Source organism: Streptomyces sp. NPDC030838, from assembly GCF_055572035.1.
Map to the genome: position 1 here is coordinate 218,165 of NZ_JBVIED010000005.1, position 26,151 is coordinate 244,315.

A 26,151-nucleotide genomic window follows, 5' to 3' on the forward strand; every position below is an offset into this window, starting at 1 on the left:
TGCTTTCCTACGACTCTACTGAGGAGTCGGGACGGGTTCGGACACAGGTTCGGGCGCCCGGCCGGCCAGCCGTTCGCGCCAGGCGGCCAGCACGGCCGGGTCGGTGGCGGGCGTGGCCAGAGACACGATGACGTAGGCGGCGAGGGAGGCGAGCAGGCCGTAGTAGACGGGCTCGTTGGCGAGGATGCCGTACGCCGCCATCAGCCCGATCACCGCGAGACCGCCGACGGCGACGGAGGCCAGCGCGCCCGCAGCGGTGCCGCGCCGCCACAGCAGCCCGCCGAGGATCGGCACCAGGAGCCCGCCGACGAGCAGGTTGTACGCCACGGTCAGCGCCTCGACGACGTCGTTGAGCGCGATGGCGGTGAGGATCACGGCGACGCCCATCAGCAGGATGAACGTCCGGTTGTCCTTGACCTCGTCGTGCGCGCCCTCGGACGGCTTGAGGGTGCCGCGCAGCCGCGACCAGATGTCGTTGTTGGCGACGGTGGCGCAGGCGATGAGGGCGCCGGAGGAGGTGGACATCACGGCGGCGAGGGCGGCGGCGAGCACGAGCCCGCGCACCCCCATCGGCAGCTCGTCCTTGACGATGGTGGCGAAGGCGTCGTCGGCGCTGTCGAGGTTCGGGTAGAGCACCTTGGCCGCGGTGCCGATGACCGCGCCGCCCAGGGCGTACGCCAGACAGTAGGTGCCGGCGACGGTGCCGCCCCACTTGGCGGTCCTGTCGCTGCGGGCGGTGAAGACGCGCTGCCAGATGTCCTGCCCGATGAGCATGCCGAAGGTGTAGATCAGCACATAGGTGAAAATCGTCTCGCCGCCGATGCCCAGCGGGTCGAAGTACTCGGTGGGCAGCTGGGCCTTCATCTCGCTGAACCCGCCGGCCTTGACGACGGCGATGGGCAGCAGGAGCAGCAGCACTCCGATGGTCTTCACCACGAACTGCACCATGTCGGTGAGGGTGATCGACCACATGCCGCCGAGCGTGGAGTACGCGACGACGATGGACCCGCCCAGGACGATCGCGAGGGTGCGGTTGATGTCGAAGAGGACGTCGAAAATCGTGGCGTAGGCGATGGTGGAGGTGACCGCGAGCATGAGGGTGTACGCCCACATGACGACACCGGAGATCACCCCGGCCCGGCCGCCGTACCGGAGATCGAGCATCTCGGAGACGGTGTAGACCTTGAGCCGCGCGATCCGCGCCGAGAAGAAGACGGACAGGGCGAGCAGCCCGAGCCCGATGGTGAACACCATCCACGCGCCGGAGAGCCCGTACTGGTAGCCGAGGCCCACGCCGCCGATGGTGGACGCGCCGCCGAGGACGATCGCCGCCATGGTGCCGGAGTACATGGCCGGGCCGAGCCTGCGGCCCGCCACCAGGAACTCGCTCTTGGAGCGGGCGCGGCGCATGCCCCACCAGCCCATGGCCAGCATGCCGGCCAGATAGACGACGATCACGATGTAGTCGACGGCCATGGGGGCCTCCTTCGCGCACTCTCGGTGGCGTGTCGTGCAGATGGGATCCGCGGCGGCTCTTCGCGGGGACATCCGCCCGTACCCGCGGCCGCCGGTCCCGACTGACACTAGGTGGCCGAAAAGCGACTGCGAAGTGTACTTTTCATCCATCGGAGCGGAACGGGGTGGAGGAAACGCACATCATGCCCGAGACGACACCCCCCGTTCCCCCCACCCCACCGATCCCCCTCTCCGCCCTCCTGGCCCGCGAGGACCTGGCCCTCCGCCAGATCGCGGGCCCACCGGCGGCCGGGATCTCCATCCACTCGGCGCACACGTCCGAGATGTCGGACCCCTATCCGTACATCCTGGGCGGCGAGCTGCTGCTGACGGCGGGCGTCCACATCCCGGAGGCGGCGGGCTCGGGGACGTACTTCGACGCCTACGTCTCCCGGGTCGTCGAGGCGGGCGGCGCGGCGCTGGGCTTCGGCCTGGCACCGGTGCACGACACGGTGCCGCGCGCGCTGGTGGCGGCATGCGAGAGATACGACCTGCCGCTGTTGGAGGTCCCCCCGCAGACGACCTTCTCCGGCGTGGCCCGCGCGGTCTGGCAACTGATGGCCCAGGCCCGCCTGGCGGAACTCCGCCGCGTGACCGAGGCCCAGCAGAGCCTCGCCGCCGCGGCCGCCCGCCCGGACCCGGTGCCGTCGGTCCTGCGCCAGCTGGCCCAGCGGGTCGGGGGAAGGGCGGTGCTGTACGGCCCGGAGGGGACGGAGATCGCGGGGGCGGGCCGGATCCCGGACGAGGCGGCCCGTACGGCGTTGGCGGACCTGGCCCACGTCCTGACCACCCGCACCTCCACCACCACGGCCACGGACACCGTCGCCGGCACCCACCTCTCCGCGTACGCCCTGGGACCCGGCCAGGGCTTCGTCCTCGGCGTGGCCTCCCCCCACCGGGACCCGGGGGACCACACCATCGCCTCCGTCGCCGCCGTTCTCCTCACCCTCCTCACCGGCGAACACCAGACCGGCACGGGCGCGGCACGCTCCTCGGCCCTGGTCCGCCTGCTCCTGGGCACCCCGCCGGAGGAGGTGACCCCGCTCCTCGCCGGCACGGACCACTGGCTGATCGTCCACGCGAGCCCGCAGACGGGGGCGACCCCGGACCCGGTGGCGGCCTCGGCCCTGGGCACGGCTCTGGGCTCCCCCCTGGTCGACGCGGCGGGGGACGTCGTACGCGTCCTCCTCCCCGCCGACCACACCCCCACCCCCCAACCGGGCTGGACCCTGGGCGTCAGCGCCCCCACCACCCCCGACGCCCTCCCGTCGGCGGACACCCAGGCGTCCCGCGCCCTCTCCCGCGCCCGCGCCACCCGCACCCCGCTCGTGCACCACAACCCCCGCCCGTCCCTCACGGACCTCCTCCCCCCGTCGGAGGCCGAATCCCACGCCCGCACCCTCCTGGCCCCCCTCACCCCACCCCTCCCCGAGACCCTCCGCACCTGGCTCTCCCTCCACGGCAGCTGGGACCGCACCGCCGTCGCCCTCTCCGTCCACCGCAACACCGTCCGCCAGCGGATCGCACGGTGCGCGGCGCTGCTGGGGGCGGATCTGGACGATCCGGATGTACGGATGGAGTTGTGGTTCGCCTTGCGGCAGGTGTGAGGCGCCGCACTCTGGACTCCCCTCCCTACTCGCCGGTACGGTAAGCCTGAGCAAGCGCTTAGATACGTACCGGTGGAGGTGGCGGCGTGCGCCGTACGGTGTTCAACGAGGATCACGAGGCGTTCCGGGAGACCCTTCGCGCCTTCATCGAGGCCGAGGTCGTCCCGGTCTACGACGAGTGGTTCGCGGCCGGCCAGGCGCCGCGCGAGTTCTACTACAAGCTCGGCGAGCTGGGCATCTTCGGCATCAACGTGCCGGAGGAGTACGGCGGCGCGGGCATGGACAGCCACAAGTTCGAGGCCGTCCTCTACGAGGAGACCGCCCGCGCGGGCGTCCAGTTCGGTGGCTCCGGCGTACATGTGCTGCTCGCCCTGCCCTACATCAAGATGCTGGCGACGGACGAGCAGAAGAAGCGCTACCTGCCGAAGTTCGTCACCGGCGAGGAGATGTGGGCCATCGCGATGACCGAGCCGGGCACCGGCTCCGACCTCGCGGGCATGAAGACCACCGCCAAGCTCTCCGAGGACGGCACGCACTACGTCCTCAACGGCGCCAAGACCTTCATCACCGGCGGTGTGCACGCCGACAAGGTCATCGTGTGCGCCCGCACCTCCGCGCCGACCGCCGAGGACCGCCGCCACGGCATCTCCCTGTTCGCCGTGGACACCAAGTCCGAGGGCTACTCCATCGGCCGCAAGCTGGACAAGCTGGGCCTGCGCACCTCCGACACGGCCGAACTCGCCTTCGTCGACGTCAAGGTGCCCGTCGAGGACCTCCTCGGCGAGGAGAACAAGGGCTTCTACTACCTCGGCCACAACCTGGCCTCCGAGCGCTGGGGCATCGCCTTCGGCGCCTACGCGCAGGCCAAGGCCGCCGTCCGGTTCGCCAAGCAGTACGTCCAGGAGCGCACCGTCTTCGGCAAGCCGGTCGCCCACTTCCAGAACACCAAGTTCGAACTGGCCGCCTGCCAGGCCGAGGTGGACGCCGCCGAGGCCGTCGCCGACCGCGCGACCGAGGCTCTGGACGCCGGCGAGCTGACGCCCGCCGAGGCCGCCTCCGCCAAGCTGTTCTGCACCGAGGTCGCGCACCGCGTGATCGACCGCTGCCTCCAGCTGCACGGCGGCTACGGCTACATGAACGAGTACCCGATCGCCCGCCTGTACGCGGACAACCGCGTCAACCGCATCTACGGCGGCACCAGCGAGATCATGAAGACGATCATCGCGAAGGACATGGGTCTGTAAGCCGGCCGCAATCACTGGCCGGTACAACCAGATGCCATGAACCAGGCACTCCAGGATCTCCTCGATCTGCTCGACCTGGAGCAGATCGAGGAGAACATCTTCCGCGGCCGGTCCCGGTCCGCCGTCATCCCACGGGTCTTCGGCGGACAGGTCGCGGCGCAGGCGCTGGTCGCGGCGGGCCGTACGGTCCCGGCGGACCGTCCGCCGCACTCCCTGCACGCGTACTTCCTGCGCACCGGCGACCCCGGCGCGCCCATCGTCTACACGGTCGACCGCCTGCGTGACGGCCGCTCCTTCACCACGCGCCGTGTCGTCGCCGTCCAGCACGGCAAGCCGATCTTCGGCCTGTCCGCCTCCTTCCAGACGTACGAGGAGGGCCTGGACCACCAGGCGCCGATGCCGCCCGCCCCCGACCCGGCCACCCTGCCGACCTCCGAGGACCGGCTGCGCGGCTACCCGCACCTCGACCCCGAGGTGGTGGAGCGGTTCATCGAGGCGCGGGGCGCGGTCGATCTGCGGTACGTCGACGACCCGCCGTTCGGCGACTACGGCACCCCGCGCGAGCCGCGCTCCCAGGTGTGGTTCCGCACCGACGGCAAGCTGGCGGACGACCCGCTGCTGCACGTCGTCCTCGCGACGTACGTCTCCGACATGACCCTGCTCGACTCGGTCCTGCTCGCGCACGGCCGCGGCGGCTGGGCCGTCGGCGATGTCGTCGGGGCCTCGCTGGACCACGCCATGTGGTTCCACCGCCCGTTCCGCGCCGACGAGTGGCTCCTGTACGACCAGGAGTCCCCGTCGGCGTACGGCGGCCGGGGCCTGGGCCAGGCCCGCATCTACACCCAGGACGGCCGCCTGGCCATCTCGGTCATCCAGGAGGGCGTGGTCCGCGTCCCGCGCTGAGGGGTGCCCGGCCGGCTACGCCAGCCCCGCCTCCGCCAGCAGATACGCCGTCATCGGGTCGTAGTACCGAGGGCTGACGACGTGGTCGTCGAGCGGGACCGTCACCTGTACGGTCCCCTCCGCCTCGGCGAGGAACAGCGCCGGGTCGTTGCAGTCGGCGTAGCCCACCGACTCCACCCCGTGCTGGCCGGCGTAGCCCGCCCAGCCGTGGTCGGCGACGACCAGGTCGGGCAGCGGCCGGCCCTCGCGCTCAAGGCCGGTGAGGATGGCCTTCATCGGCTCGCCGGAGTGGGTGTGCCAGAGCGTGGCGCCGTGCTCGAGCACCGCCACGTCCGCGAACTGCATGACGTACCCCTCCTCCGTCTGCAGCCCCTCCGGGATGACGACGATCTCGCAGCCCGCCGCCCGCAGCGCGGCGGCCGTCGCCCGGTGCACGTCGAGCAGCCCGCCCGGGTGACCGGTGGCGAACAGCACCCGCTGCTGCCCGTCGGCCGCCTTGCGCAGCCGCCCGGCCATCCGCTCCAGCGCCGACACGGTCAGCTCGGGGTCGATGGTGTCCTGCCCGAACCGGTACTCCGGGTCGTCGTTCACCCCCACCCGCTCCGCCATCACCGCGAGCACGTCCTGCTCGTCGTTCCAGCGGTCGCCGAGCTCCAGGCCGAGCCAGTAGTTGCGGTTGCCGTTCGCCAGTTGGCGGTAGTGCGAGAGGTTGTTCTCGCGGGGAGTGGCGACATCCCCCGCGATACGGGTCCTCACGAGATGGTCGACGAGTTCGGCGCGGCTGGGGGTCCCGGTTATCGGCATGGTTCTCATTGTGGGGCAGTCGGCTGTGTCCGTCCCTGACCTCGAAGGCTCTGGGATGTGGATCACTCGTATCCGGCCAAGGTGACGGAGGGGAAGATTCCGGATGGTGGGCGGGCCGGCGGCCGCCTCACTCCGTCCCCGCCGCCTCAAATGCCCCCCGGGCCATCCGGTGCAGCAGCTCCGCCGTGGCCCCCCGCCCCGGCAGGGACCCCCGTCGCCCAAGGTGAGGGGTGGAGTTCAGGAGGCCGAAGACGGAGTGGACGGCGGAGCGGGCGGCGGGTTCGGCGAGGGTGGGGTAGACCTTGCGGAGGACGTCCACCCACAGCTCGACGTACTGCCGCTGGAGCTGGCGGACCAGCTTGCGGTCGCTCTCCCGGAGGCGGTCCAGCTCGCGGTCGTGCAGGGTGATGAGGGGACGGTCGTCGAGCGCGAAGTCGATGTGGCCCTCGATGAGCGAGTCGAGGACCTCCTCGGGCGGCACCCCGTCGGCCTCCGCCAGGCGCCGCTTCGCGCCCGTCAGCAGCTGGCCGCTGATGCCGACCAGCAGCTCGGCGAGCATGGCGTCCTTGCCCGCGAAGTGCCGGTAGAGCCCGGGGCCGCTGATGCCGACCGCGGCGCCTATCTCGTCCACCCCGACGCCGTGGAAGCCGCGCTCGGCGAAGAGCCGGGCGGCCTCCTTGAGGATCTGCTCGCGGCGGGTGGGGGCGTCGGTTCTGGTGGCCATGAAGACAATTCTAGACAGGGAGGTTAGCGGTCGTTAACCTGAAGGAAATGCGTTAACGCTCATTAACAAGGTGAGGGGACCGCAGGATGGACCAGGCACCGGAGCTGACGACGGCGGCAGACCCCGCGTCGGAGGCCTGGCAGGCCAACGAGGCGGCGCATCTCGCGCTGGTCGAGGAGCTGCGCGGCAAGCTGGCCGCCGCCCGGCTCGGGGGTGGTGAGAAGGCGCGCGCCCGGCACACCGCGCGCGGCAAGCTGCTCCCACGCGACCGCGTGGACACCCTCCTCGACCCCGGCTCGCCCTTCCTGGAGCTGGCCCCGCTGGCGGCCGACGGGATGTACGACGGGCAGGCGCCGGCGGCGGGGGTGATCGCCGGGATCGGCCGGGTCAGCGGGCGCGAGTGCGTGATCGTCGCCAATGACGCCACCGTCAAGGGCGGGACGTACTACCCGATGACCGTGAAGAAGCATCTGCGCGCGCAGGAGGTCGCCCTCGAGAACCGGCTGCCCTGCCTCTACCTCGTGGACTCCGGCGGTGCCTTCCTGCCCATGCAGGACGAGGTCTTCCCGGACCGCGAGCACTTCGGGCGGATCTTCTACAACCAGGCCCGGATGTCCGGCGCGGGCATCCCGCAGATCGCCGCCGTGCTCGGGTCGTGCACCGCCGGAGGTGCCTACGTCCCCGCGATGAGCGACGAGGCCGTCATCGTGCGGAACCAGGGGACGATCTTCCTGGGCGGGCCCCCGCTGGTGAAGGCCGCGACGGGTGAGGTCGTCACCGCCGAGGAGCTGGGCGGCGGTGAGGTGCACTCCCGGGTCTCCGGTGTGACCGATCATCTGGCCGAGGACGACGGGCACGCGCTCCGGATCGTGCGGAACATCGTCGCCACTCTGCCCGAGCGCCGGTCCATCCCCTGGGACGTACGGCCCGCCGTCGAGCCCAAGGTCGATCCGTACGGGCTGTACGGGGCCGTTCCCGTGGACTCCCGTACGCCGTACGACGTCCGGGAGATCATCGCCCGCGTCGTCGACGGCTCGCGCTTCGCCGAGTTCAAGTCCGAGTTCGGGCAGACCCTGGTGACCGGGTTCGCCCGGATCCACGGCCACCCGGTCGGCATCGTCGCCAACAACGGCATCCTCTTCTCCGAGTCCGCCCAGAAGGGCGCCCACTTCATCGAGCTGTGCGACCAGCGCGGCATCCCGCTGCTGTTCCTGCAGAACATCTCCGGGTTCATGGTCGGCAAGGACTACGAGGCCGGTGGCATCGCCAAGCACGGCGCCAAGATGGTCACCGCCGTCGCCTGCACGCGCGTGCCGAAGCTGACGGTCGTGGTCGGCGGGTCGTACGGCGCCGGGAACTACTCGATGTGCGGCCGCGCCTATTCGCCGCGCTTCCTGTGGATGTGGCCCAACGCCAAGATCTCCGTCATGGGCGGCGAGCAGGCCGCCTCCGTCCTCGCCACCGTCAAGCGGGACCAGATGGAGGCCCGCGGGGAGGAATGGCCCACGGACGAGGAGGAGGCCTTCAAGGCCCCGATCCGCGCCCAGTACGAGCGCCAGGGCAACGCCTACTACGCCACCGCCCGCCTCTGGGACGACGGCGTCATCGACCCGCTGGAGACCCGGCAGGTGCTGGGCCTGGCCCTGACGGCCTGCGCGAACGCCCCGCTGGGCGAGCCGCAGTTCGGCGTCTTCCGGATGTGAGGGGGGTACACGACGATGTTCGACACGGTTCTTGTGGCCAACCGCGGTGAGATCGCGGTTCGTGTCATCCGTACGCTGCGCGCGCTCGGCGTGCGCTCCGTCGCCGTCTTCTCGGACGCCGACGCCGACGCCTGGCACGTCCGCGAGGCGGACACGGCGGTACGGATCGGCCCGGCGCCCGCCGCCGAGAGCTATCTGTCGGTGGAGCGGCTGCTGGAGGCCGCCGCCCGCACCGGCGCCCAGGCCGTCCACCCGGGGTACGGCTTCCTCGCCGAGAACGCCGCCTTCGCGCGCGCGTGCGCCGACGCCGGGCTGGTCTTCATCGGGCCGCCCGCCGACGCCATCGCCCTCATGGGCGACAAGATCCGCGCCAAGGAGACGGTGCGGGAGGCCGGGGTGCCGGTGGTGCCCGGCGGGCGGGACCCGAAACTGGCCGAGGCGGCCCGCGAGCTGGGCGCGCCCGTGCTGCTGAAGCCCTCCGCGGGCGGCGGCGGCAAGGGCATGCGGCTGGTGCGCGACCTGGACCGGCTGGACGACGAGATCGCCGCCGCCCGGCGCGAGGCCCGCACCTCCTTCGGTGACGACACGCTGCTGGTCGAGCGGTGGATCGACCGGCCCCGGCACATCGAGATCCAGGTGCTGGCCGACGCCCACGGCAACGTGATCCACCTGGGCGAGCGCGAGTGCTCCCTCCAGCGCCGCCACCAGAAGATCATCGAGGAGGCGCCCAGCGTGCTCCTCGACGAGGAGACCCGCGCGGCGATGGGCGAGGCAGCGGTCCAGGCGGCCCGCTCCTGCGGATACGTCGGCGCGGGCACGGTGGAGTTCATCGTCCCGGGCGGCGACCCCTCGTCGTACTACTTCATGGAGATGAACACCCGCCTCCAGGTGGAGCACCCGGTCACCGAGCTGGTCACCGGCCTGGACCTGGTGGAGTGGCAGCTGCGGGTGGCGGCGGGCGAGCCGTTGCCGTTCGCCCAGGACGACATCCGGCTCACCGGGCACGCCGTCGAGGCCCGCATCTGCGCCGAGGATCCCGCGCGCGGCTTCCTCCCGTCCGGCGGCACGGTGCTGCGGCTGCGGGAACCCCAAAAGGACGGCGTCCGCACCGACTCGGGGCTCAGCGAGGGCACGGAGGTCGGCAGTCTGTACGACCCGATGCTGTCCAAGGTGATCGCCTACGGCCCGGACCGCGCCACCGCCCTGCGCAGGCTTCGCGCGGCCCTCTCCGAGACGGTGACGCTGGGCGTGCAGACGAACGCCGGTTTCCTGCGGCGCCTTCTCGCCCATCCGGCGGTCGTCGCGGGCGACATCGACACCGGGCTGGTCGAGCGTGAGGTCCAGGGGCTGGTGCCGACGGAGGTGCCGGAGGAGGTGTACGAGGCGGCGGCGGCCGTGCGGCTGGACGCGCTGCGGCCGCGCGGGGACGGCTGGACGGACCCCTTCTCGGTGCCTGACGGCTGGCGGCTCGGCGGCACACCGAAGCCGCTCGGCTTCCCGCTGCGGGTCACCGAACCGGTGGAGTACGTCCCGCGCGGCACGCACACCGTCACCGACGACCAGGTCTCCGTCACCCTCGACGGCGTCCGCCACACCTTCCACCGGGCCGGCGACTGGCTGGGCCGTGACGGCGACGCCTGGCACGTCCGCGACCACGACCCGGTGGCCGCCTCCCTGGACCGGGCCGCCCACTCCGGCGCCGACTCCCTCACCGCGCCCATGCCGGGGACGGTCACGGTCGTGAAGGTGGCGGTCGGCGACGAGGTGACCGCCGGTCAGAGTCTGCTGGTCGTCGAGGCGATGAAGATGGAGCACGTCATCTCCGCCCCGCACGCCGGCACGGTCGCCGAGCTGGACGTCACGCCCGGCACGACGGTCGCCATGGACCAGGTGCTGGCGGTCATCACCCCGCAGGACGACGCCCCCGGGAAGGAGGCGGCGGAATGACAGCCGACGGATCCCCCACCGCCGTACCGGCCGGACTCCCCATGGCCGTCCCGGCCGACGGCCTGCCCGCCCGCGTCCGCATCCACGAGGTCGGCGCCCGCGACGGACTGCAGAACGAGAAGGCGACGGTGCCCACGGAGGTCAAGGCGGAGTTCATCCGCCGCCTGGCCGACGCGGGGCTCACCACCATCGAGGCGACCAGCTTCGTCCACCCCAAGTGGGTGCCCCAACTGGCCGACGCGGAGCAGCTGTTCCCGCTCGTCAGCGACCTGCCGGAAGTGGCGCTCCCGGTCCTGGTCCCCAACGAGCGCGGCCTGGACCGCGCCCTGGCGCTCGGCGCTCGCCGGATCGCCGTGTTCGCCAGCGCCACCGAGTCCTTCGCGAAGGCCAACCTCAACCGCACGGTGGACGAGGCGCTGGCGATGTTCGAGCCGGTCGTCGGCCGGGCCAGGGCGGAGGGCGGGCACGTCCGCGGCTATCTGTCCATGTGCTTCGGCGATCCGTGGGAGGGTCCCGTGCCGGTCCCGCAGGTCGTCCGGGTCTGCACGGCCCTCATGGACATGGGCTGCGACGAGCTGAGCCTCGGCGACACCATCGGCGTGGCCACGCCCGGACACGTCCGCGAGCTGCTCACCGCCCTCAACGCCGCGCGGATCCCCACCGACGCGCTCGGCGTGCACTTCCACGACACCTACGGCCAGGCGCTCGCGAACACCCTCGCCGCGCTCCAGCACGGGGTGACGACCGTCGACGCCTCGGCGGGCGGCCTGGGCGGCTGCCCGTACGCGAAGTCCGCCACCGGCAATCTCGCCACCGAGGACCTGGTGTGGATGCTGCGGGGCCTCGGCATCGACACCGGCGTCGACCTCGGCCGGCTCACCGCCACCAGCGTGTGGATGGCCGAACAACTGGGCCGCCCCAGCCCGTCCCGCACCGTCCGAGCCCTCTCCCACAAGGAGCAGTGAAGAACGATGGACCACCGTCTCTCCCCCGAGCTGGAAGAACTCCGCCGCACGGTCGAGGAGTTCGCACACGACGTGGTGGCCCCGAAGATCGGCGACTACTACGAGCGGCACGAGTTCCCGTACGAGATCGTCCGCGAGATGGGCCGAATGGGCCTGTTCGGGCTGCCGTTCCCGGAGGAGTACGGCGGCATGGGCGGCGACTATCTGGCGTTGGGCATCGCGCTGGAGGAGCTCGCGCGGGTCGACTCCTCGGTCGCCATCACCCTGGAGGCGGGCGTCTCGCTGGGCGCGATGCCGATCCACCTCTTCGGCACCGAGGAGCAGAAGCGGCAGTGGCTGCCCCGGCTGTGCTCCGGCGAGATCCTGGGCGCGTTCGGCCTGACCGAGCCGGACGGCGGCAGCGACGCCGGGGCGACCCGGACCACCGCGAAGAAGGACCCCGCCACCGGCGAGTGGGTGATCAACGGCACCAAGTGCTTCATCACCAACTCCGGTACGGACATCACAGGCCTGGTCACGGTCACCGCGGTGACCGGCCGCAAGCCGGACGGCAAGCCGGAGATCTCCGCGATCATCGTCCCCTCCGGCACCCCCGGCTTCACGGTCGCCGCCCCGTACTCCAAGGTCGGCTGGAACGCCTCCGACACCCGCGAGCTGTCCTTCGCGGACGTGCGGGTGCCGGCGGAGAACCTGCTCGGCGAGGAGGGCCGTGGATACGCCCAGTTCCTGCGGATCCTCGACGAGGGCCGGATCGCCATCGCGGCGCTGGCGACGGGGCTGGCGCAGGGCTGTGTGGACGAGTCGGTCCGCTATGCGAAGGAACGTCACGCCTTCGGCCGCCCGATCGGGGCGAACCAGGCGATCCAGTTCAAGATCGCCGACATGGAGATGAAGGCCCACACCGCCCGCCTCGCCTGGCGCGACGCGGCCTCCCGGCTGGTCGCCGGGGAGCCCTTCAAGAAGGAGGCGGCCCTGGCCAAGCTGTACTCGTCCACCATCGCCGTCGACAACGCCCGGGACGCCACCCAGATCCACGGCGGCTACGGCTTCATGAACGAGTACCCGGTGGCCCGCATGTGGCGGGACTCGAAGATCCTGGAGATCGGCGAGGGCACCAGCGAGGTGCAGCGGATGCTGATCGCACGGGAGTTGGGGCTGGTCAGCTGACCCCCTGATCCGCAGCGGCCTCCCGCCCCCCGCCGGCTCGACGCGCGCTCCGGCGGGGGCGCTCCTAAGCTGGTGGGGTACGGCTTGAGAGGTCTGCGCTCGTGGCCGCGGCCACCTCCGCATGTCCTGGGAGCAGCCCATGACGTTCGCGTGCAGAAGACTTCGCAGGGGAGCCGTGGCCGCGGGGATGGCGGCGATTCTCCTGGTGCCGGTGACCGCGGCGACGGCCGTGGCGACCCCGACGGCCGTTCCCGCCGCCGTCGCCCAGACGGAACCCGTCCCGGGCGTCGAGTTCCGGGAGATCACCCCCGAGGTGCGGAAGCAGCTGGACGAGGCCATCCAGCGGGTCATGCGAGAGGCGAACGTCCCGGGCGTCACGGTCGGCCTGTGGACGCCGGACAAGGGGCAGTACGAGGCTTCCTTCGGCGTGGCCGACAAGAGCACCGGTCAGCGCATGTCGCCGGACCTGTTCACGCGGATCGGCAGTGAGACGAAGACGTTCACCGTCACGGCCCTGCTCCAGCTGGTCGACCAGGGCAAGATCGGCCTGGACGACCCGATCAGCGCGTACGTCGACGGTGTGCCGAACGGCGACGAGATCTCCCTGCGCGAACTGGCCGGAATGCGCAGTGGACTGTTCAACTACTCGGAGGATCCGGACTTCTTCAAGGCGCTGACGTCCGATCCGCAACGCGCCTTCACCCCGCAGCAGTTGCTGGACTACGCCTTCAAGCACCCCCCGCTGTTCGAGCCGGGCGAGAAGTTCTCTTACTGCAACACCAACCTGATCCTGCTCGGCCTGGTCGTCGAGAAGGTCGGCGAACAACCCCTCCAGGACTTCATCCAGGAGAACATCCTGGATCCGGCCGGCATGACGGACACCGTCTTCCCGACGAACGCGGACTTCCCCGAGCCCCACGCGCAGGGGTACACGAACCAGACCGCGACCGGCAAGGTCGAGACCTCGACCGACTGGAACCCGTCGTGGGGCTGGGCGGCCGGGGCGATGATCTCCAACCGTGACGACATGCGCACCTGGGCGCGGACGGTGGCCACGGGCGAGTTCCCCGACGGCGACACGATGGTCGAACCCGCCACGCAGAAGCAGCGCCTGGACACGCCCCCGACCGGCATCAAGGGCGCCGGGTACGGCCTCGGCATCTTCGACGTCCAGGGCTGGATCGGCCACAACGGCTCACTGCCCGGCTACGAGTCCCTGACGATCTATCTGCCGTCGGCGGAGGCGACCCTCGTCGTGCTCCTGAACACCGACATCCTGCACGGCGAGGAGGAGCCGAGCACGCTGTTCGGCGACGCCATCACGAGGATCGTCAGCCCGAACCACGTGTACAACCTCCCCGTTCCGCCGATGCCCAAGTGATCTGGATCATCTTCCGGATCGGCTCCGGACAGGACCCGACCCCTGGACAAGATCTGAGGTTAGGCTAACCTACCTTCGAATTGTCCGGCGGGCCCTCCGCCCTGTTCGAAAGCAGCCACACTCATGTCCAACGCCCGTGCCACCCACCTCACCCGCCGCGGGATCCTCGCCGCCGGCGGTGCCCTCGGCCTCGGTGCCGTCCTCACCGCCTGCGGTGACGAGGAGACGAAAAGCGGTGGCTCGGACTCGACGGCTGCCGCGAAGGCCTCCGGCCCCTGGACCTTCAAGGACGACCGCGGCACGACCGTGAAGCTGGACAAGGTTCCGGCGAACATCGTCGCCTTCACCGGTGTGGCCGCCGCGCTGTACGACTACGGCATCCAGGTCAAGGGCGTCTTCGGCCCGACCAAGACCCAGGACGGCAAGCCGGACGTCCAGGCCGGCGACATGGACATCAGCAAGGTCGAGATCCTCGGCAACGTCTGGGGCCAGTTCAACGTCGAGAAGTACGCGGCGCTGGCCCCCGAGGTCCTCATCACCACGATGTTCGACAACACGGGCACCCTCTGGTACGTCCCCGAGGAGTCCAAGGACAAGATCGCCAAGCTGGCCCCGAGCGTCGCCGTCTCCGTCTACGACCGCCAGTTGACCCAGCCGCTGGAGCGCATGTGGGCGCTGGCCGAGTCGCTGGGCGCGGACCTGAAGGCCGACAAGGTCGTCAAGGCGAAGCAGGAGTTCGAGGCGGCGGCGGAGCGGCTGCGGAAGGCCGCGAAGGCGCGGCCCGAGATCAAGGTGATGGCCGGGTCCGCCAGCGCGGAGCTGTTCTACGTCTCCGGCACCAACCTGTCGATCGACCTGGAGTACTTCAAGGCGCTCGGCGTGAACTTCGTGGAGCCGTCGGAGAAGGCGAAGGCGCAGGGCGGCGGTTGGTACGAGAGCCTGAGCTGGGAGAACGTCGACAAGTACGACGCGGACATCATCATGATGGACGACCGGGCGCAGGCGCTGCAGCCTTCGGCGATTACCGAGGCGACGTGGAAGAAGCTGCCGGCGGTGAAGGCGGGGCAGGTTATCGGTCGGTCGCCGGAGCCGATTCTGTCGTACGCGAAGTGCGTGCCGCTGCTGACGAGTCTCGCTGAGGCGATCGAGAACGCGAAGAAGGTCAGCTGAGGTTCGCCTTCTGGGGTGGGGGGCTTGTGCCGCCTGGCGGCTGCGGGTTCGTCGTGGCTGGTCGCGCCCACGCGGCGGAGCCGCATATCGATACAGCCCCGCGCCCCTAGGTGACTCACCTCGCCCCCTGTCAAAAGCCCAGGAGCCTCCATGTCCACGGCCGTTGCCGCGCCGTTTCGGTTCTTTTCCCTTCAGGTTGTGCGGACTGAGCGGCTTGGGCCGTCTCTGGTCCGGGTTTCGTTCGCCGGGGACGACCTCGTCGACTTCCACTCCGACGGGTGTGACCAGTCGCTGTCGCTGTTCCTGCCGCATCCGGGGCAGGACGCGCCGGTCGTTCCCATCGAGATGGGTGAGGACTGGTGGAAGGGGTGGATGGCGCTGCCGGACGATGTCCGGGCCGTGATGCGCTCGTACACCCTGCGGTCGTTGCGGCGGGATCCCGACGAGATCGACATCGACTTCGTGCTGCACGGGGTCGAGCCCGATGCGGTCGTTCCCGCCGGGCCCGCCTCGCGGTGGGCCGCTCAGGCCTCCGCCGGCGACAAGGTGCTGCTGCTCGGACCGGCGGTCGCGGACAACCGGGCGATCCGGTTCCGGCCGCCGGAGGACACCGATCTGGTGGTGCTCTGGGGTGACGAGACCGCGCTTCCGGCGGTCGCCGCGATCCTGGAGTCGCTGCCGGCCGGGCAGCGGGCGCGGGTGTGGCTGGACGTGCACGACCCCGGGAACATCCTGGAGTTGGCGACCGAGGCGGACGCCGAGGTGACGTGGCTGGTCCGGGAGGACGCGCTCGATGCGATCCGCGCCGCCCAACTGCCGCCCGCGGAGCACCCGTACGTCTGGATCGCGGGCGAGTCGGGCTCGGTGAAGGCGCTGCGCCGGCACTTCGTCGGCGAGCGCGGGATCGACCGGCGCCGGGTGACGTTCGTCGGCTACTGGCGGCACGGGATGACCGAGGAACAGCTGCGCGCCGCCGAGTAGTTGCGCCTGAGACCAAAGTGATCAGGTCACGGTCGAGGCTGCCTTCGTCCAGTGTGACTTAGGTTAGGCTAACCTAAGTCACGCCGAACCCCACTCCCCACGGACCGTCCCCACCGGAGGACCCCAACCATGCGCTCGCACCTGCTCAATGACACGACCGCGGAGCAGTACCGCCGCTCCGTGACCGAAGGAGTCGAGCGGGTGGCCGCCAAACTCGCCACCACCCAGCGTCCGTTCACCGGCGTCACGGTCGACGCCCTGGCCCCCGCCATCGAGCGGATCGACCTCGACCAGCCGCTGCACGACACGACCGCGGTTCTCGACGAGCTGGAGGACGTCTACCTCCGGGACGCGATCTACTTCCACCACCCCCGCTACCTCGCCCACCTCAACTGCCCGGTGGTCATCCCGGCGGTGCTCGGCGAGGCCATCCTCTCCGCCGTCAACTCCTCCCTGGACACCTGGGACCAGTCGGCCGGCGGCACCCTCATCGAGCGCAGGCTCATCGACTGGACGGCCCAGCGCATCGGCCTCGGCGAGAACGCCGACGGCGTGTTCACCTCCGGGGGCAGCCAGTCCAACCTCCAGGCGCTGCTGCTGGCCCGCGAGGAGGCCAAGCCAGGGCGGGCAGGGTGGGAAGGAGGCGCCGACCTGGGGAAGCTGCGTATCTTCGCCTCCGAGGTCAGCCACTTCAGCGTGAAGAAGTCGGCGAAACTGCTCGGCCTCGGCCAGGACGCCGTCGTGACGATCCCCGTCGACCACGAGAAGCGGATGCAGACCGTCGCGCTCGCCCACGAGCTGGAGCGCTGTGCGAAGGACGGCCTCGTCCCCATGGCCGTCGTCGCCACCGCCGGCACCACCGACTTCGGCTCGATCGACCCGCTCCCCGAGATCGCCGAGCTGTGCGGGCAGTACGGCACCTGGATGCACGTCGACGCCGCCTACGGCTGTGGCCTGCTCACCTCGCTCAAGCGCCGCGCCCTGCTGGACGGGATCGAGCGGGCGGACTCGGTCACCGTCGACTACCACAAGTCCTTCTTCCAGCCGGTGAGTTCCTCCGCCGTGCTGGTACGGGACGCCGCCACGCTGCGGCACGCCACCTATCACGCGGAGTACCTGAACCCGCGCCGGATGGTGCAGGAACGTATCCCCAACCAGGTGGACAAGTCCCTCCAGACCACCCGCCGCTTCGACGCCCTCAAGCTGTGGGTCACCCTCCGGGTGATGGGCGCCGACGGCATCGGGCAGCTCTTCGACGAGGTCTGCGACCTGGCGGAGGAGGGCTGGCGGCTGCTGGCCGCCGACCCGCGTTACGACGTCGTCGTCGAGCCCAGCCTGTCCACCCTGGTCTTCCGCTACATCCCGGCCACCGTCACCGACCCCGCCGAGATCGACCGGGCCAACCTCTACGCCCGCAAGGCCCTCTTCGCCTCCGGCGAGGCCATCGTCGCGGGCACCAAGGTGAACGGCCGCCACTACCTGAAGTTCACCCTGCTCAACCCTGAGACGAAGGCGTCCGACATCGCCGCCGTCCTCGATCTGATCGCCGGCCACGCCGAGCAGTACCTGGGAGACTCCCTTGACCGCGCTTCCTGAATCCACCACCAAGACCTACGACTTCGTGGGGATCGGACTCGGGCCCTTCAACCTCGGCCTCGCCTGCCTCACCGAGCCGATCGACGCGCTCGACGGCGTCTTCCTGGAGTCCAAGCCGGACTTCGAGTGGCACGCCGGCATGTTCCTCGACGGCGCCCACCTCCAGACGCCGTTCATGTCGGACCTGGTCACCCTGGCCGACCCGACCTCGCCGTACTCCTTCCTGAACTACCTGAAGGAGAAGGGCCGGCTGTACTCGTTCTACATCCGCGAGAACTTCTACCCGCTGCGCGTCGAGTACGACGACTACTGCCGCTGGGCCGCGAACAAGCTGAGCAGCGTCCGCTTCAACACGACGGTCACCGAGGTGACGTACGACGAGACGGACGAGCTGTACGTCGTGACGACCGCCGCCGGTGAGACGTACCGCGCCCGGCACCTCGTCCTCGGCACCGGCACCCCGCCGTACATCCCCGAGTCCTGCCAGGGCCTGGGCGGCGACTTCATCCACAACTCGCGCTATGTGCAGAACCGGGCCGAGCTGGTGAAGAAGGAGTCGATCACGCTGGTCGGCAGCGGCCAGTCCGCCGCCGAGATCTACTACGACCTGCTCAGCGAGATCGACGTCCACGGCTACCGGCTGAACTGGGTCACCCGCTCCCCGCGGTTCTTCCCGCTGGAGTACACCAAGCTCACGCTGGAGATGACCTCCCCGGAGTACATCGACTACTTCCGCGCCCTGCCCGAGCAGACCCGCTACCGCCTCACCGCGCAGCAGAAGGGCCTGTTCAAGGGCATCGACGGCGATCTGATCAACGAGATCTTCGACCTGCTCTACCAGAAGAACCTCGGCGGCCCGGTCCCCACCCGCCTGCTCACCAACTCGGCGCTGACCAGCGCGTCGTACGAGAACGGCACGTACACCCTGGGCTTCCGCCAGGAGGAGCAGGAGAAGGACTTCGAGCTGAACTCCGAGGGCCTGATCCTGGCCACCGGCTACAGGTACGCCGAGCCGGAGTTCCTGAAGCCGATCCGCGACCGCCTGGTCTACGACTCCCGGGGCAGCTTCGACGTCGGCCGCAACTACGCCATCGACGTCACCGGCAGAGGCGTCTTCCTGCAGAACGCCGGCGTCCACACCCACAGCATCACCAGCCCCGATCTGGGCATGGGCGCCTACCGCAACAGCTACATCATCCGGGAGCTGCTCGGCAGCGACTACTACCCGGTGGAGAAGACGATCGCGTTCCAGGAGTTCGCCGTATGAGCCGTACGACCTTCACGTTCCGCCCCCTCGACCCGCTGAAGGACGCCGAGCTCCTGCACGCCTGGGTCACCCACCCCAAGGCCGCGTTCTGGATGATGCAGGACGCGAAGCTGGAGGACGTCGAGCGCGCCTACATGGAGATAGCCGCCGACGAGCACCACCACGCGCTGCTGGGCCTCCAGGACGGCGAGCCCGCCTTCCTGATGGAGAAGTACGACCCCGCCCACCGCGAGCTGGTCGGGCTGTACGAGCCCCAGCCCGGGGATGTCGGCATGCACTTCCTCACCCCGGCCACGGACAGGCCGGTGCACGGCTTCACCAAGTCCGTCATCACCGCCGTCATGGCCCACCTCTTCGAGGACCCGGCGACCCGGCGGGTCGTCGTCGAGCCGGACGTCCGCAACAAGGCCGTGCACGCCCTGAACGAGGCCGTCGGCTTCGTCCCGGAGCGCGAGATCCAGAAGCCGGAGAAGAAGGCGCTGCTGAGCTTCTGCACGCGTGAGCAGTTCCTGGCCGCCACGGGGGTGTCCGCATGAGCCTCGCCGACGCCGTAGCGCACCTCTCCCCCGAGCGCTGGGAGAAGGCCAACCGCCTGCTGATCCGCAAGGCCCTCGCCGAGTTCGCGCACGAGCGGCTGATCACCCCGGAGTCCCTCGACGGCGACCAGTACGTCGTCCGCAGCGACGACGGCCTCACCCGCTACCGCTTCACCGCCGTCCGCCGCGCCCTCGACCACTGGCAGGTCGACGCCGACTCCATCACCCGGCACCGCGACGGGTCCGAACTGCCGCTCGCCGCGCTGGACTTCTTCGTCGAGCTGAAGGACGCCCTCGGCCTGAGCGACGAGATCCTGCCGGTCTACCTGGAGGAGATCTCCTCCACCCTCTCCGGCACCTGCTACAAGCTCACCAAGCCGCAGACTCCCTCCGCCGAACTCGTCTCCAGCGGCTTCCAGGCCATCGAGACGGGGATGACCGAGGGCCACCCCTGCTTCGTCGCCAACAACGGCCGGCTCGGCTTCGGCATCCACGAGTACCTGTCGTACGCCCCGGAGACGGCGAGCCCGGTCCGCCTGGTGTGGCTGGCCGCGCACCGCTCCCGCGCCGCCTTCACGGCCGGGGTCGGCATCGACTACGAGGCCTTCTTCCGGCAGGAGCTGGGCGAGGAGACCGTCGACCGCTTCCACGGCGTCCTGCGCGACCAGGGCCTCGACCCGGCCGACTACCTCCTCATCCCCGTCCACCCGTGGCAGTGGTGGAACAAGCTCACCGTCACCTTCGCCGCCGAGGTGGCGCGCCGGCACCTGGTCTGTCTGGGCGAGGGCGACGACGAGTACCTGGCCCAGCAGTCCATCCGCACCTTCTTCAACACCAGCAGCCCCGAGAAGCACTACGTGAAGACGGCCCTGTCCGTCATCAACATGGGCTTCATGCGCGGACTGTCCGCCGCCTACATGGAGGCCACCCCCGCGATCAACGACTGGCTCGCCCAGCTGATCGAGGGCGACCCGGTGCTGAAGTCGACGGGCCTCACGATCATCCGCGAGCGGGCGGCCGTCGGCTACCGGCACCTGGAGTACGAGAAGGCCACCGACCGCTACTCGCCGTACCGCAAGATGCTCGCCGCGCTGTGGCGGGAGAGCCCGGTGCCGTCCCTCCAGGACGGCGAGTCCCTGGCGACCATGGCCTCCCTGCTGCACGTCGACCACGCGGGCGCCTCCTTCGCGGGCGCGCTGATCGCCCGCTCGGGCCTGACCCCGACGGAGTGGCTGCGCCGCTACCTGCGGGCGTACTACACCCCGCTGCTGCACAGCTTCTACGCCTACGACCTGGTCTTCATGCCGCACGGCGAGAACGTGATCCTGGTCCTGAAGGACGGCGTGGTCGAGCGCGCGATCTACAAGGACATCGCCGAGGAGATCTGCGTCATGGACCCGGACGCGGTGCTGCCGCCCGAGGTCCAGCGGATCCGCGCCGAGGTCCCCGAGGACAAGAAGCTGCTGTCCATCTTCACGGACGTCTTCGACTGCTTCTTCCGCTTCCTCGCCGCGAACCTCGCCACCGAGGGGATCCTGGAGGAGGACGACTTCTGGCGCACGGTCGCCGAGGTCACCCGCGAGTACCAGGAGGCGACGCCCGAACTCGCCGACAAGTTCACGCAGTACGACATGTTCGCCCCCGAGTTCGCGCTGTCCTGCCTGAACCGGCTCCAGCTGCGCAACAACAAGCAGATGGTCGACCTCGCGGACCCGTCCGGCGCGCTCCAGCTCGTCGGCACGCTGGAGAACCCGATCGCCGGGTTCTGACAACCCCGAGAACGGACGGGCGCCCCGGAGTACGGTCCTCCGGGGCGCCCGTCGGCGTTCACTCAGCAGGCCACGGGACCTGCGGCGACCGGTAGTAGCCGATGCCCAGCGCGTCCCACCGCGGCCCCTGCGCCGCGAGCCGCGTCCGGTAGGCCTCCCAGTCGTGCGTGGCGGCCGGCGACCAGCCCAGCTCGGCGACGCCCGGCAGCCTGGGGAAGGCCATGTAGTCGATGTGTGCGGAGTTCTCGATCGTCTCCGTCCACAGCGGCGCCTCGACACCCCGGATGGCCGAAGCGGGCGCGCCCGGCAGATAGGCCCCCGGGTCCCAGTCGTACGACCGCTTCACCTCCACGTACCCCGCCCAGGACAGCCCGAGCGGGGTGTTCCGGTCGTACTTCATGTCGAGGTAGATCCGGTCGGCGGGCGAGAGCACGATCCCCGTCCCGCTCTGTGCCGCCTTCGCCACCTGCGCCTTCTCCTCGGGGCTGGTGCGGTCCAGGCCCCAGTACTGGGCGAGCGCGCCCTTGGCCGGCGTCGCGCCGGTCAGCTGGTGCCAGCCGATGACGGTCTTGCCGTACTTCGCGACGATCGGCTGCACCCGGTCCATGAACTTCACATAGTCGGCGTGGCTCGTGGAGTGCGCCTCGTCACCGCCGATGTGGAGGTAGCGGCCGGGGGTGAGGGCCGCCAGTTCGCGGACGACGTCCTCGACGAAGTCGTACGTGACCTCCTTGGGCACGCACAGCGAGCTGAAGCCGACGTCGGTGCCGGTGTAGAGCGGGGGTGCCACGCCGTCGCAGTTGAGTTCGGCGTACGACGCGAGCGCCGCGTTGGTGTGCCCGGGCATGTCGATCTCCGGCACGACCTCCAGGTGGCGGGAGGCGGCGTAGCGGACGATCTCCTTGTACTGGTCCTTGGTGTAGTAACCGCCGGGGCCGCCGCCGACCTCCGTCGAGCCGCCGTAGGTGGCGAGGCGGGGCCAGGAGTCGACGGCGATGCGCCAGCCCTGGTCGTCGCTCAGGTGCAGGTGCAGCTTGTTGAACTTGTACAGGGCCATCTGGTCGATGTAGCGCTTGACTTCGTCGACGGTGAGGAAGTGCCGGGAGACATCGAGCATGGCGCCGCGCCAGTCGTAGCGCGGGGTGTCCCGGACGGTGCCGCCCGCGACCAGCCAGGGGCCGGGCTGGACGGTGTCCTTCTCGACGGCGGCGGGCAGCAGCTGGCGCAGGGTCTGCACGCCGTGGAAGAGCCCGGCGGGCCGGGCGGCGGTGATGGTGACGCCGGTGCGGCCGCTGTCGAGGCGGTAGCCCTCGGCGCCGTAGGGCCCCGGGGCGAGGCGGAGCCGGATGCCGCCCGTGCCCTGCTCGGTGACGGGCAGCCGGTAGCCGGTGGCGGGCCGCAGCACGTCCGCGAGGTACTCGCCCACTCCGCGGGCCTCCCGCGAGTCGTCGACGCGGATGCGGGTGCCGTCGGTGATGCGGTACGGGGATCCGGCCGGGGCGACCGAGGCGGGGGCCGGGACCACCTGGCCAAGGGGCCGGGGCTGGGCGGGCGGAGGCGCCGGCGCCGCGCCGGAGGCGAGGACACCGGCCGCCGCGACCAGCAGCAGCGAGCCGAGAAGGTGCAGTCTGTGCCGTCTCACACGTGCTCCCTTCGGAAGGGGTATAGACCACTTTCCGCAGACCACTCTCCCGCAGATCCGTCTCCGGCAGAACCAGTGAAACAATCCCCTCATGGCGGAAATCCTTCAAAAGGACGGCACTTGGACCTTCGACGGCGATGCCCTGCGGCTGACTCCCGGACGGGACAAGGGCGTCGGCCTGCTGCGCCGGACGCTGGGCGAACTGGTCGTCCCCCTCGGGGCCTTGGCGGGCATCTCGTTCGAGCAGGGCAAGAAGTCCGGACGGCTGCGACTCCGGCTGCGCGACGGCGCCGACCCGCTGATCCAGGCCACGGGCGGACGGCTGACCGAATCGCACGACCCCTACCAGCTCGTCGTGGAGTCGGACCGGTACGGCGTCGCCGAGTACTTCGTGGAGGAAGTGCGCAACGCCCTGCTGCTGGACCAGGTGTCCGCCGACCCGGTCACCGAGTATCTGCTGCCGGGCCCCGCCGTCCCGCTGACGGCCGCCGCCGGTGACGCCACGGCGAGCTTCGACGGCGACCACGTCCGGCTGGAGTGGAACTGGAAGACGGAGGACGCCAAGGCCGCCGCCGGCACCCGCACGCTGGCGGTCGAGGACATCCTGGCCGTGGAGTGGCAGCCGGCGGCCGGCCTGGAGAACGGCTACCTCCGCTTCACCGTGAGGAACGCCCCGACCAAGCAGCCGCCCAAGTACGACCCGAACGCGGTCGAGCTGTGGGGCTTCAAGAAGGACCCGTTGATGGCCCTGGTCGCGGCGGCCGTCCAGGCGCGCCTGCCGCACCCGTCGGCGCCCGCCCCCGCCGACGCACCGCGGCTCCCCCGCCCGGAGCCCGCCGCCGCCGAGGACGACCACGACGCCCTGCTGCGCCGGCTGCGCGAACTCGGCGAGCTGCATCGCTCCGGGGTCCTCACGGACGAGGAGTTCACGATGGCCAAGCAGGCGGTGCTGAAGCGCATGTAAGAGGGGCCCTGCCCATGCGCTGCCCGGAATCGGGCAGGATTCTTGCAAAACCCTGCCCCTTACTCCAGGATCTACCGGGTGCACGACGAACTTCTTGATCATCTGACGCGGTCCACGCCCCTCAGCCGGGGCGAGGCGCTGCGCGTGGTCCAGGACGTGCTCGCCTTCTTCGACGAGACGACCGAGGAATACGTCCGTCGCCGCCACCGCGAGCTCCAGGCCCAGGGCCTGGTCAACGCGACGATCTTCGAGCGGATCGAGGCGGACCTGAAGTACCGCGCGGTGGCCCCGCCGGAGCTGTCGCTCCGGCAGCTGCGGCGGATCGTCTACGGCTAAAGACAGCTAGGAATACCCATATATGTGCGGAATCGTCGGATACATCGGCAAGCGGGACGTCGCGCCGCTGCTCCTCGAAGGCCTCCAGCGCCTGGAGTACCGCGGCTATGACTCGGCCGGCATCGTCGTGACCTCCCCCAAGGCCTCCGGCCTGAAGACGGTCAAGGCCAAGGGCCGGGTCCGCGACCTGGAGGCCAAGGTCCCGGCCCGCTTCAAGGGCACCACCGGCATCGCCCACACCCGCTGGGCCACCCACGGCGCCCCCTCCGACGTGAACGCCCACCCGCACCTGGACGCCGAGGGCAAGGTCGCCGTCGTCCACAACGGCATCATCGACAACGCCTCCGACCTGCGCCGCAAGCTGGTGGCGGACGGCGTCGAGTTCCTCTCCGAGACCGACACCGAGGTCCTCGTCCACCTGATCGCCCGCTCGCAGGCCGAGAAGCTGGAGGACAAGGTCCGCGAGACCCTGCGCCTCATCGAGGGCACGTACGGCATCGCCGTCCTGCACGCCGACTTCCCGGACCGGATCGTCGTCGCCCGCAACGGCTCCCCGGTCGTGCTCGGCATCGGCGAGAAGGAGATGTTCGTCGCATCGGACATCGCCGCGCTGGTCACCCACACCCGCCAGATAGTCACGCTGGACGACGGCGAGATGGCGACGCTGAAGGCCGACGACTTCCGTACGTACACCACGGAGGGCACCCGGACGACGGCCGAGCCGACCACCGTCGAGTGGGAGGCCGCCTCCTACGACATGGGCGGCCACGACACCTACATGCACAAGGAGATCCACGAGCAGGCCGAGGCCGTGGACCGCGTGCTGCGCGGCCGGATCGACGACCGGTTCTCCACCGTGCACCTCGGCGGCCTCAACCTGGACGCCCGCGAGGCCCGCCGCATCCGCCGGGTGAAGATCCTCGGCTGCGGCACCTCCTACCACGCCGGCATGATCGGCGCCCAGATGATCGAGGAGCTGGCCCGCATCCCCGCGGACGCCGAGCCGGCCTCCGAGTTCCGCTACCGCAACGCGGTCGTCGACCCCGACACCCTGTACATCGCGGTCTCCCAGTCCGGCGAGACGTACGACGTGCTGGCCGCCGTCCAGGAGCTGAAGCGCAAGGGCGCCCGGGTGCTGGGCATCGTGAACGTGGTCGGCTCGGCGATCGCCCGCGAGGCCGACGGCGGCATCTACGTGCACGCCGGCCCCGAGGTCTGCGTGGTGTCGACCAAGTGCTTCACGAACACCACCGTCGCCTTCGCCCTGCTCGCCCTGCACCTCGGCCGCACCCGCGACCTCTCGGTCCGCGACGGCAAGCGGATCATCGAGGGTCTGCGCAAGCTCCCCGGGCAGATCGCCGAGATCATGGAGCAGGAGGCGGAGATCGAGAAGCTGGCCAAGGCCTACGCCGACGCCCGCTCGATGCTCTTCATCGGCCGCGTCCGGGGCTACCCGGTCGCCCGCGAGGCCTCCCTGAAGCTCAAGGAGGTCTCCTACATCCACGCCGAGGCCTACCCCGCCTCCGAGCTGAAGCACGGCCCGCTGGCCCTCATCGAGCCCGCCCTCCCCACGGTCGCGATCGTCCCCGACGACGACCTGCTGGAGAAGAACCGCGCCGCGATGGAGGAGATCAAGGCCCGCAGCGGCAAGATCCTCGCGGTCGCCCACCAGGAGCAGGAGAAGGCCGACCAGACCATCGTCGTCCCGAAGAACGAGGACGAACTGGACCCGATCCTGATGGGCATCCCGCTCCAACTCCTCGCGTACCACACGGCATTGACCCTGGGCCGCGACATCGACAAGCCGAGGAACCTCGCGAAGTCGGTAACGGTCGAGTAGTTCGGTAACGGTCGAGTAGTCACGAGAACGGACCCCCACGTGTCGCCCCAGACACGGGGGGTCCGTTTCATGTGCGCCGGGGCTGCCCGA

The 26,151-nt window shown here is 70.3% G+C and carries 21 protein-coding genes; 17 read left to right on the forward strand and 4 right to left on the reverse strand.

All coding sequences use genetic code 11. The features are described 5' to 3' along the window. Positions 1-15 precede the first annotated feature (15 nt). Entirely contained in the window at positions 16-1,476 is a 1,461-nt protein-coding gene (locus ACZ42A_RS16430) for a sodium:solute symporter family protein (RefSeq protein ID WP_468527879.1), read from the reverse strand. A 182-nt stretch (positions 1,477-1,658) separates the two neighbouring features. Here ACZ42A_RS16430 and ACZ42A_RS16435 point away from each other — a divergent pair, with 182 nt between their 5' ends. From ACZ42A_RS16435 to ACZ42A_RS16445, 3 genes are all read left to right on the forward strand, one after another. Beyond that, entirely contained in the window at positions 1,659-3,122 is a 1,464-nt protein-coding gene (locus ACZ42A_RS16435; protein WP_468527880.1) for a helix-turn-helix domain-containing protein, read from the forward strand. Between the two features lie 86 nt (positions 3,123-3,208). Then, positions 3,209-4,366, forward strand: a complete 1,158-nt coding sequence (locus ACZ42A_RS16440) for an acyl-CoA dehydrogenase family protein (RefSeq protein ID WP_468527881.1) — start codon at positions 3,209-3,211, stop codon at positions 4,364-4,366. 36 nt (positions 4,367-4,402) lie between these two features. Next, positions 4,403-5,269 carry an acyl-CoA thioesterase gene (locus ACZ42A_RS16445; protein ID WP_468527882.1) on the forward strand — a complete coding sequence of 289 codons (867 nt, stop codon included), beginning with the start codon at positions 4,403-4,405 and terminating at the stop codon, positions 5,267-5,269. A 15-nt stretch (positions 5,270-5,284) separates the two neighbouring features. Here ACZ42A_RS16445 and ACZ42A_RS16450 read toward each other — a convergent pair whose 3' ends face one another. Together ACZ42A_RS16450 and ACZ42A_RS16455 are read right to left on the reverse strand one after the other, a co-directional pair. After that, positions 5,285-6,073, reverse strand: coding sequence for a phosphatase (locus ACZ42A_RS16450; RefSeq protein WP_468527883.1), 789 nt, complete (start codon positions 6,071-6,073; stop codon positions 5,285-5,287). A gap of 127 nt (positions 6,074-6,200) precedes the next feature. After that, entirely contained in the window at positions 6,201-6,797 is a 597-nt protein-coding gene (locus ACZ42A_RS16455) for an SACE_7040 family transcriptional regulator (RefSeq protein ID WP_468527884.1), read from the reverse strand. 86 nt (positions 6,798-6,883) lie between these two features. Here ACZ42A_RS16455 and ACZ42A_RS16460 point away from each other — a divergent pair, with 86 nt between their 5' ends. From ACZ42A_RS16460 to ACZ42A_RS16510, 11 genes are all read left to right on the forward strand, one after another. Then, on the forward strand, positions 6,884-8,500 hold the full coding sequence (locus ACZ42A_RS16460) for a carboxyl transferase domain-containing protein (protein WP_468527885.1): 1,617 nt from the start codon (positions 6,884-6,886) through the stop codon (positions 8,498-8,500). A 15-nt stretch (positions 8,501-8,515) separates the two neighbouring features. Beyond that, positions 8,516-10,447: an acetyl/propionyl/methylcrotonyl-CoA carboxylase subunit alpha gene (locus ACZ42A_RS16465; RefSeq protein ID WP_468527886.1), complete on the forward strand. Its 1,932-nt coding sequence runs from the start codon at positions 8,516-8,518 to the stop codon at positions 10,445-10,447. Then, entirely contained in the window at positions 10,444-11,412 is a 969-nt protein-coding gene (locus ACZ42A_RS16470; RefSeq protein WP_468527887.1) for a hydroxymethylglutaryl-CoA lyase, read from the forward strand. Before ACZ42A_RS16465 ends, ACZ42A_RS16470 begins: the two co-directional genes overlap by 4 nt. A 6-nt stretch (positions 11,413-11,418) precedes the next feature. Next, complete coding sequence (locus ACZ42A_RS16475; protein WP_468527888.1) at positions 11,419-12,579, forward strand: acyl-CoA dehydrogenase family protein; 1,161 nt, start codon at positions 11,419-11,421, stop codon at positions 12,577-12,579. 187 nt (positions 12,580-12,766) lie between these two features. After that, positions 12,767-13,960 carry a serine hydrolase domain-containing protein gene (locus ACZ42A_RS16480; protein ID WP_468527889.1) on the forward strand — a complete coding sequence of 398 codons (1,194 nt, stop codon included), beginning with the start codon at positions 12,767-12,769 and terminating at the stop codon, positions 13,958-13,960. Between the two features lie 123 nt (positions 13,961-14,083). Further along, positions 14,084-15,130, forward strand: coding sequence for an ABC transporter substrate-binding protein (locus ACZ42A_RS16485; RefSeq protein ID WP_468527890.1), 1,047 nt, complete (start codon positions 14,084-14,086; stop codon positions 15,128-15,130). A gap of 150 nt (positions 15,131-15,280) precedes the next feature. After that, complete coding sequence (locus tag ACZ42A_RS16490; protein WP_468527891.1) at positions 15,281-16,111, forward strand: siderophore-interacting protein; 831 nt, start codon at positions 15,281-15,283, stop codon at positions 16,109-16,111. 129 nt (positions 16,112-16,240) lie between these two features. Then, positions 16,241-17,707: a lysine decarboxylase DesA gene (gene desA / locus ACZ42A_RS16495; RefSeq protein ID WP_468527892.1), complete on the forward strand. Its 1,467-nt coding sequence runs from the start codon at positions 16,241-16,243 to the stop codon at positions 17,705-17,707. Continuing rightward, entirely contained in the window at positions 17,691-18,974 is a 1,284-nt protein-coding gene (locus ACZ42A_RS16500; RefSeq protein WP_468527893.1) for a lysine N(6)-hydroxylase/L-ornithine N(5)-oxygenase family protein, read from the forward strand. The genes desA and ACZ42A_RS16500 overlap by 17 nt, the downstream gene beginning before the upstream one ends. Then, complete coding sequence (locus ACZ42A_RS16505) at positions 18,971-19,510, forward strand: GNAT family N-acetyltransferase (protein WP_468527894.1); 540 nt, start codon at positions 18,971-18,973, stop codon at positions 19,508-19,510. Before ACZ42A_RS16500 ends, ACZ42A_RS16505 begins: the two co-directional genes overlap by 4 nt. Continuing rightward, positions 19,507-21,279, forward strand: coding sequence for an IucA/IucC family protein (locus ACZ42A_RS16510; RefSeq protein ID WP_468527895.1), 1,773 nt, complete (start codon positions 19,507-19,509; stop codon positions 21,277-21,279). Before ACZ42A_RS16505 ends, ACZ42A_RS16510 begins: the two co-directional genes overlap by 4 nt. 58 nt (positions 21,280-21,337) lie before the next feature. Here the strand turns inward: ACZ42A_RS16510 and ACZ42A_RS16515 are convergent, their stop codons facing one another. After that, positions 21,338-22,921, reverse strand: a complete 1,584-nt coding sequence (locus ACZ42A_RS16515; RefSeq protein ID WP_468527896.1) for a beta-N-acetylhexosaminidase — start codon at positions 22,919-22,921, stop codon at positions 21,338-21,340. Between the two features lie 91 nt (positions 22,922-23,012). Between ACZ42A_RS16515 and ACZ42A_RS16520 the strand changes: the two genes are divergently transcribed. From ACZ42A_RS16520 to glmS, 3 genes are all read left to right on the forward strand, one after another. After that, positions 23,013-23,885 (forward strand): DUF4429 domain-containing protein, encoded by an 873-nt coding sequence (locus ACZ42A_RS16520; RefSeq protein WP_468527897.1) that lies wholly within the window; start codon positions 23,013-23,015, stop codon positions 23,883-23,885. A gap of 78 nt (positions 23,886-23,963) precedes the next feature. Further along, on the forward strand, positions 23,964-24,221 hold the full coding sequence (locus tag ACZ42A_RS16525) for a hypothetical protein (RefSeq protein ID WP_468527898.1): 258 nt from the start codon (positions 23,964-23,966) through the stop codon (positions 24,219-24,221). Positions 24,222-24,243: 22 nt separating this feature from the next. Beyond that, on the forward strand, positions 24,244-26,061 hold the full coding sequence (gene glmS, locus ACZ42A_RS16530; protein WP_468527899.1) for a glutamine--fructose-6-phosphate transaminase (isomerizing): 1,818 nt from the start codon (positions 24,244-24,246) through the stop codon (positions 26,059-26,061). The last annotated feature ends 90 nt before the right edge of the window (positions 26,062-26,151 follow it).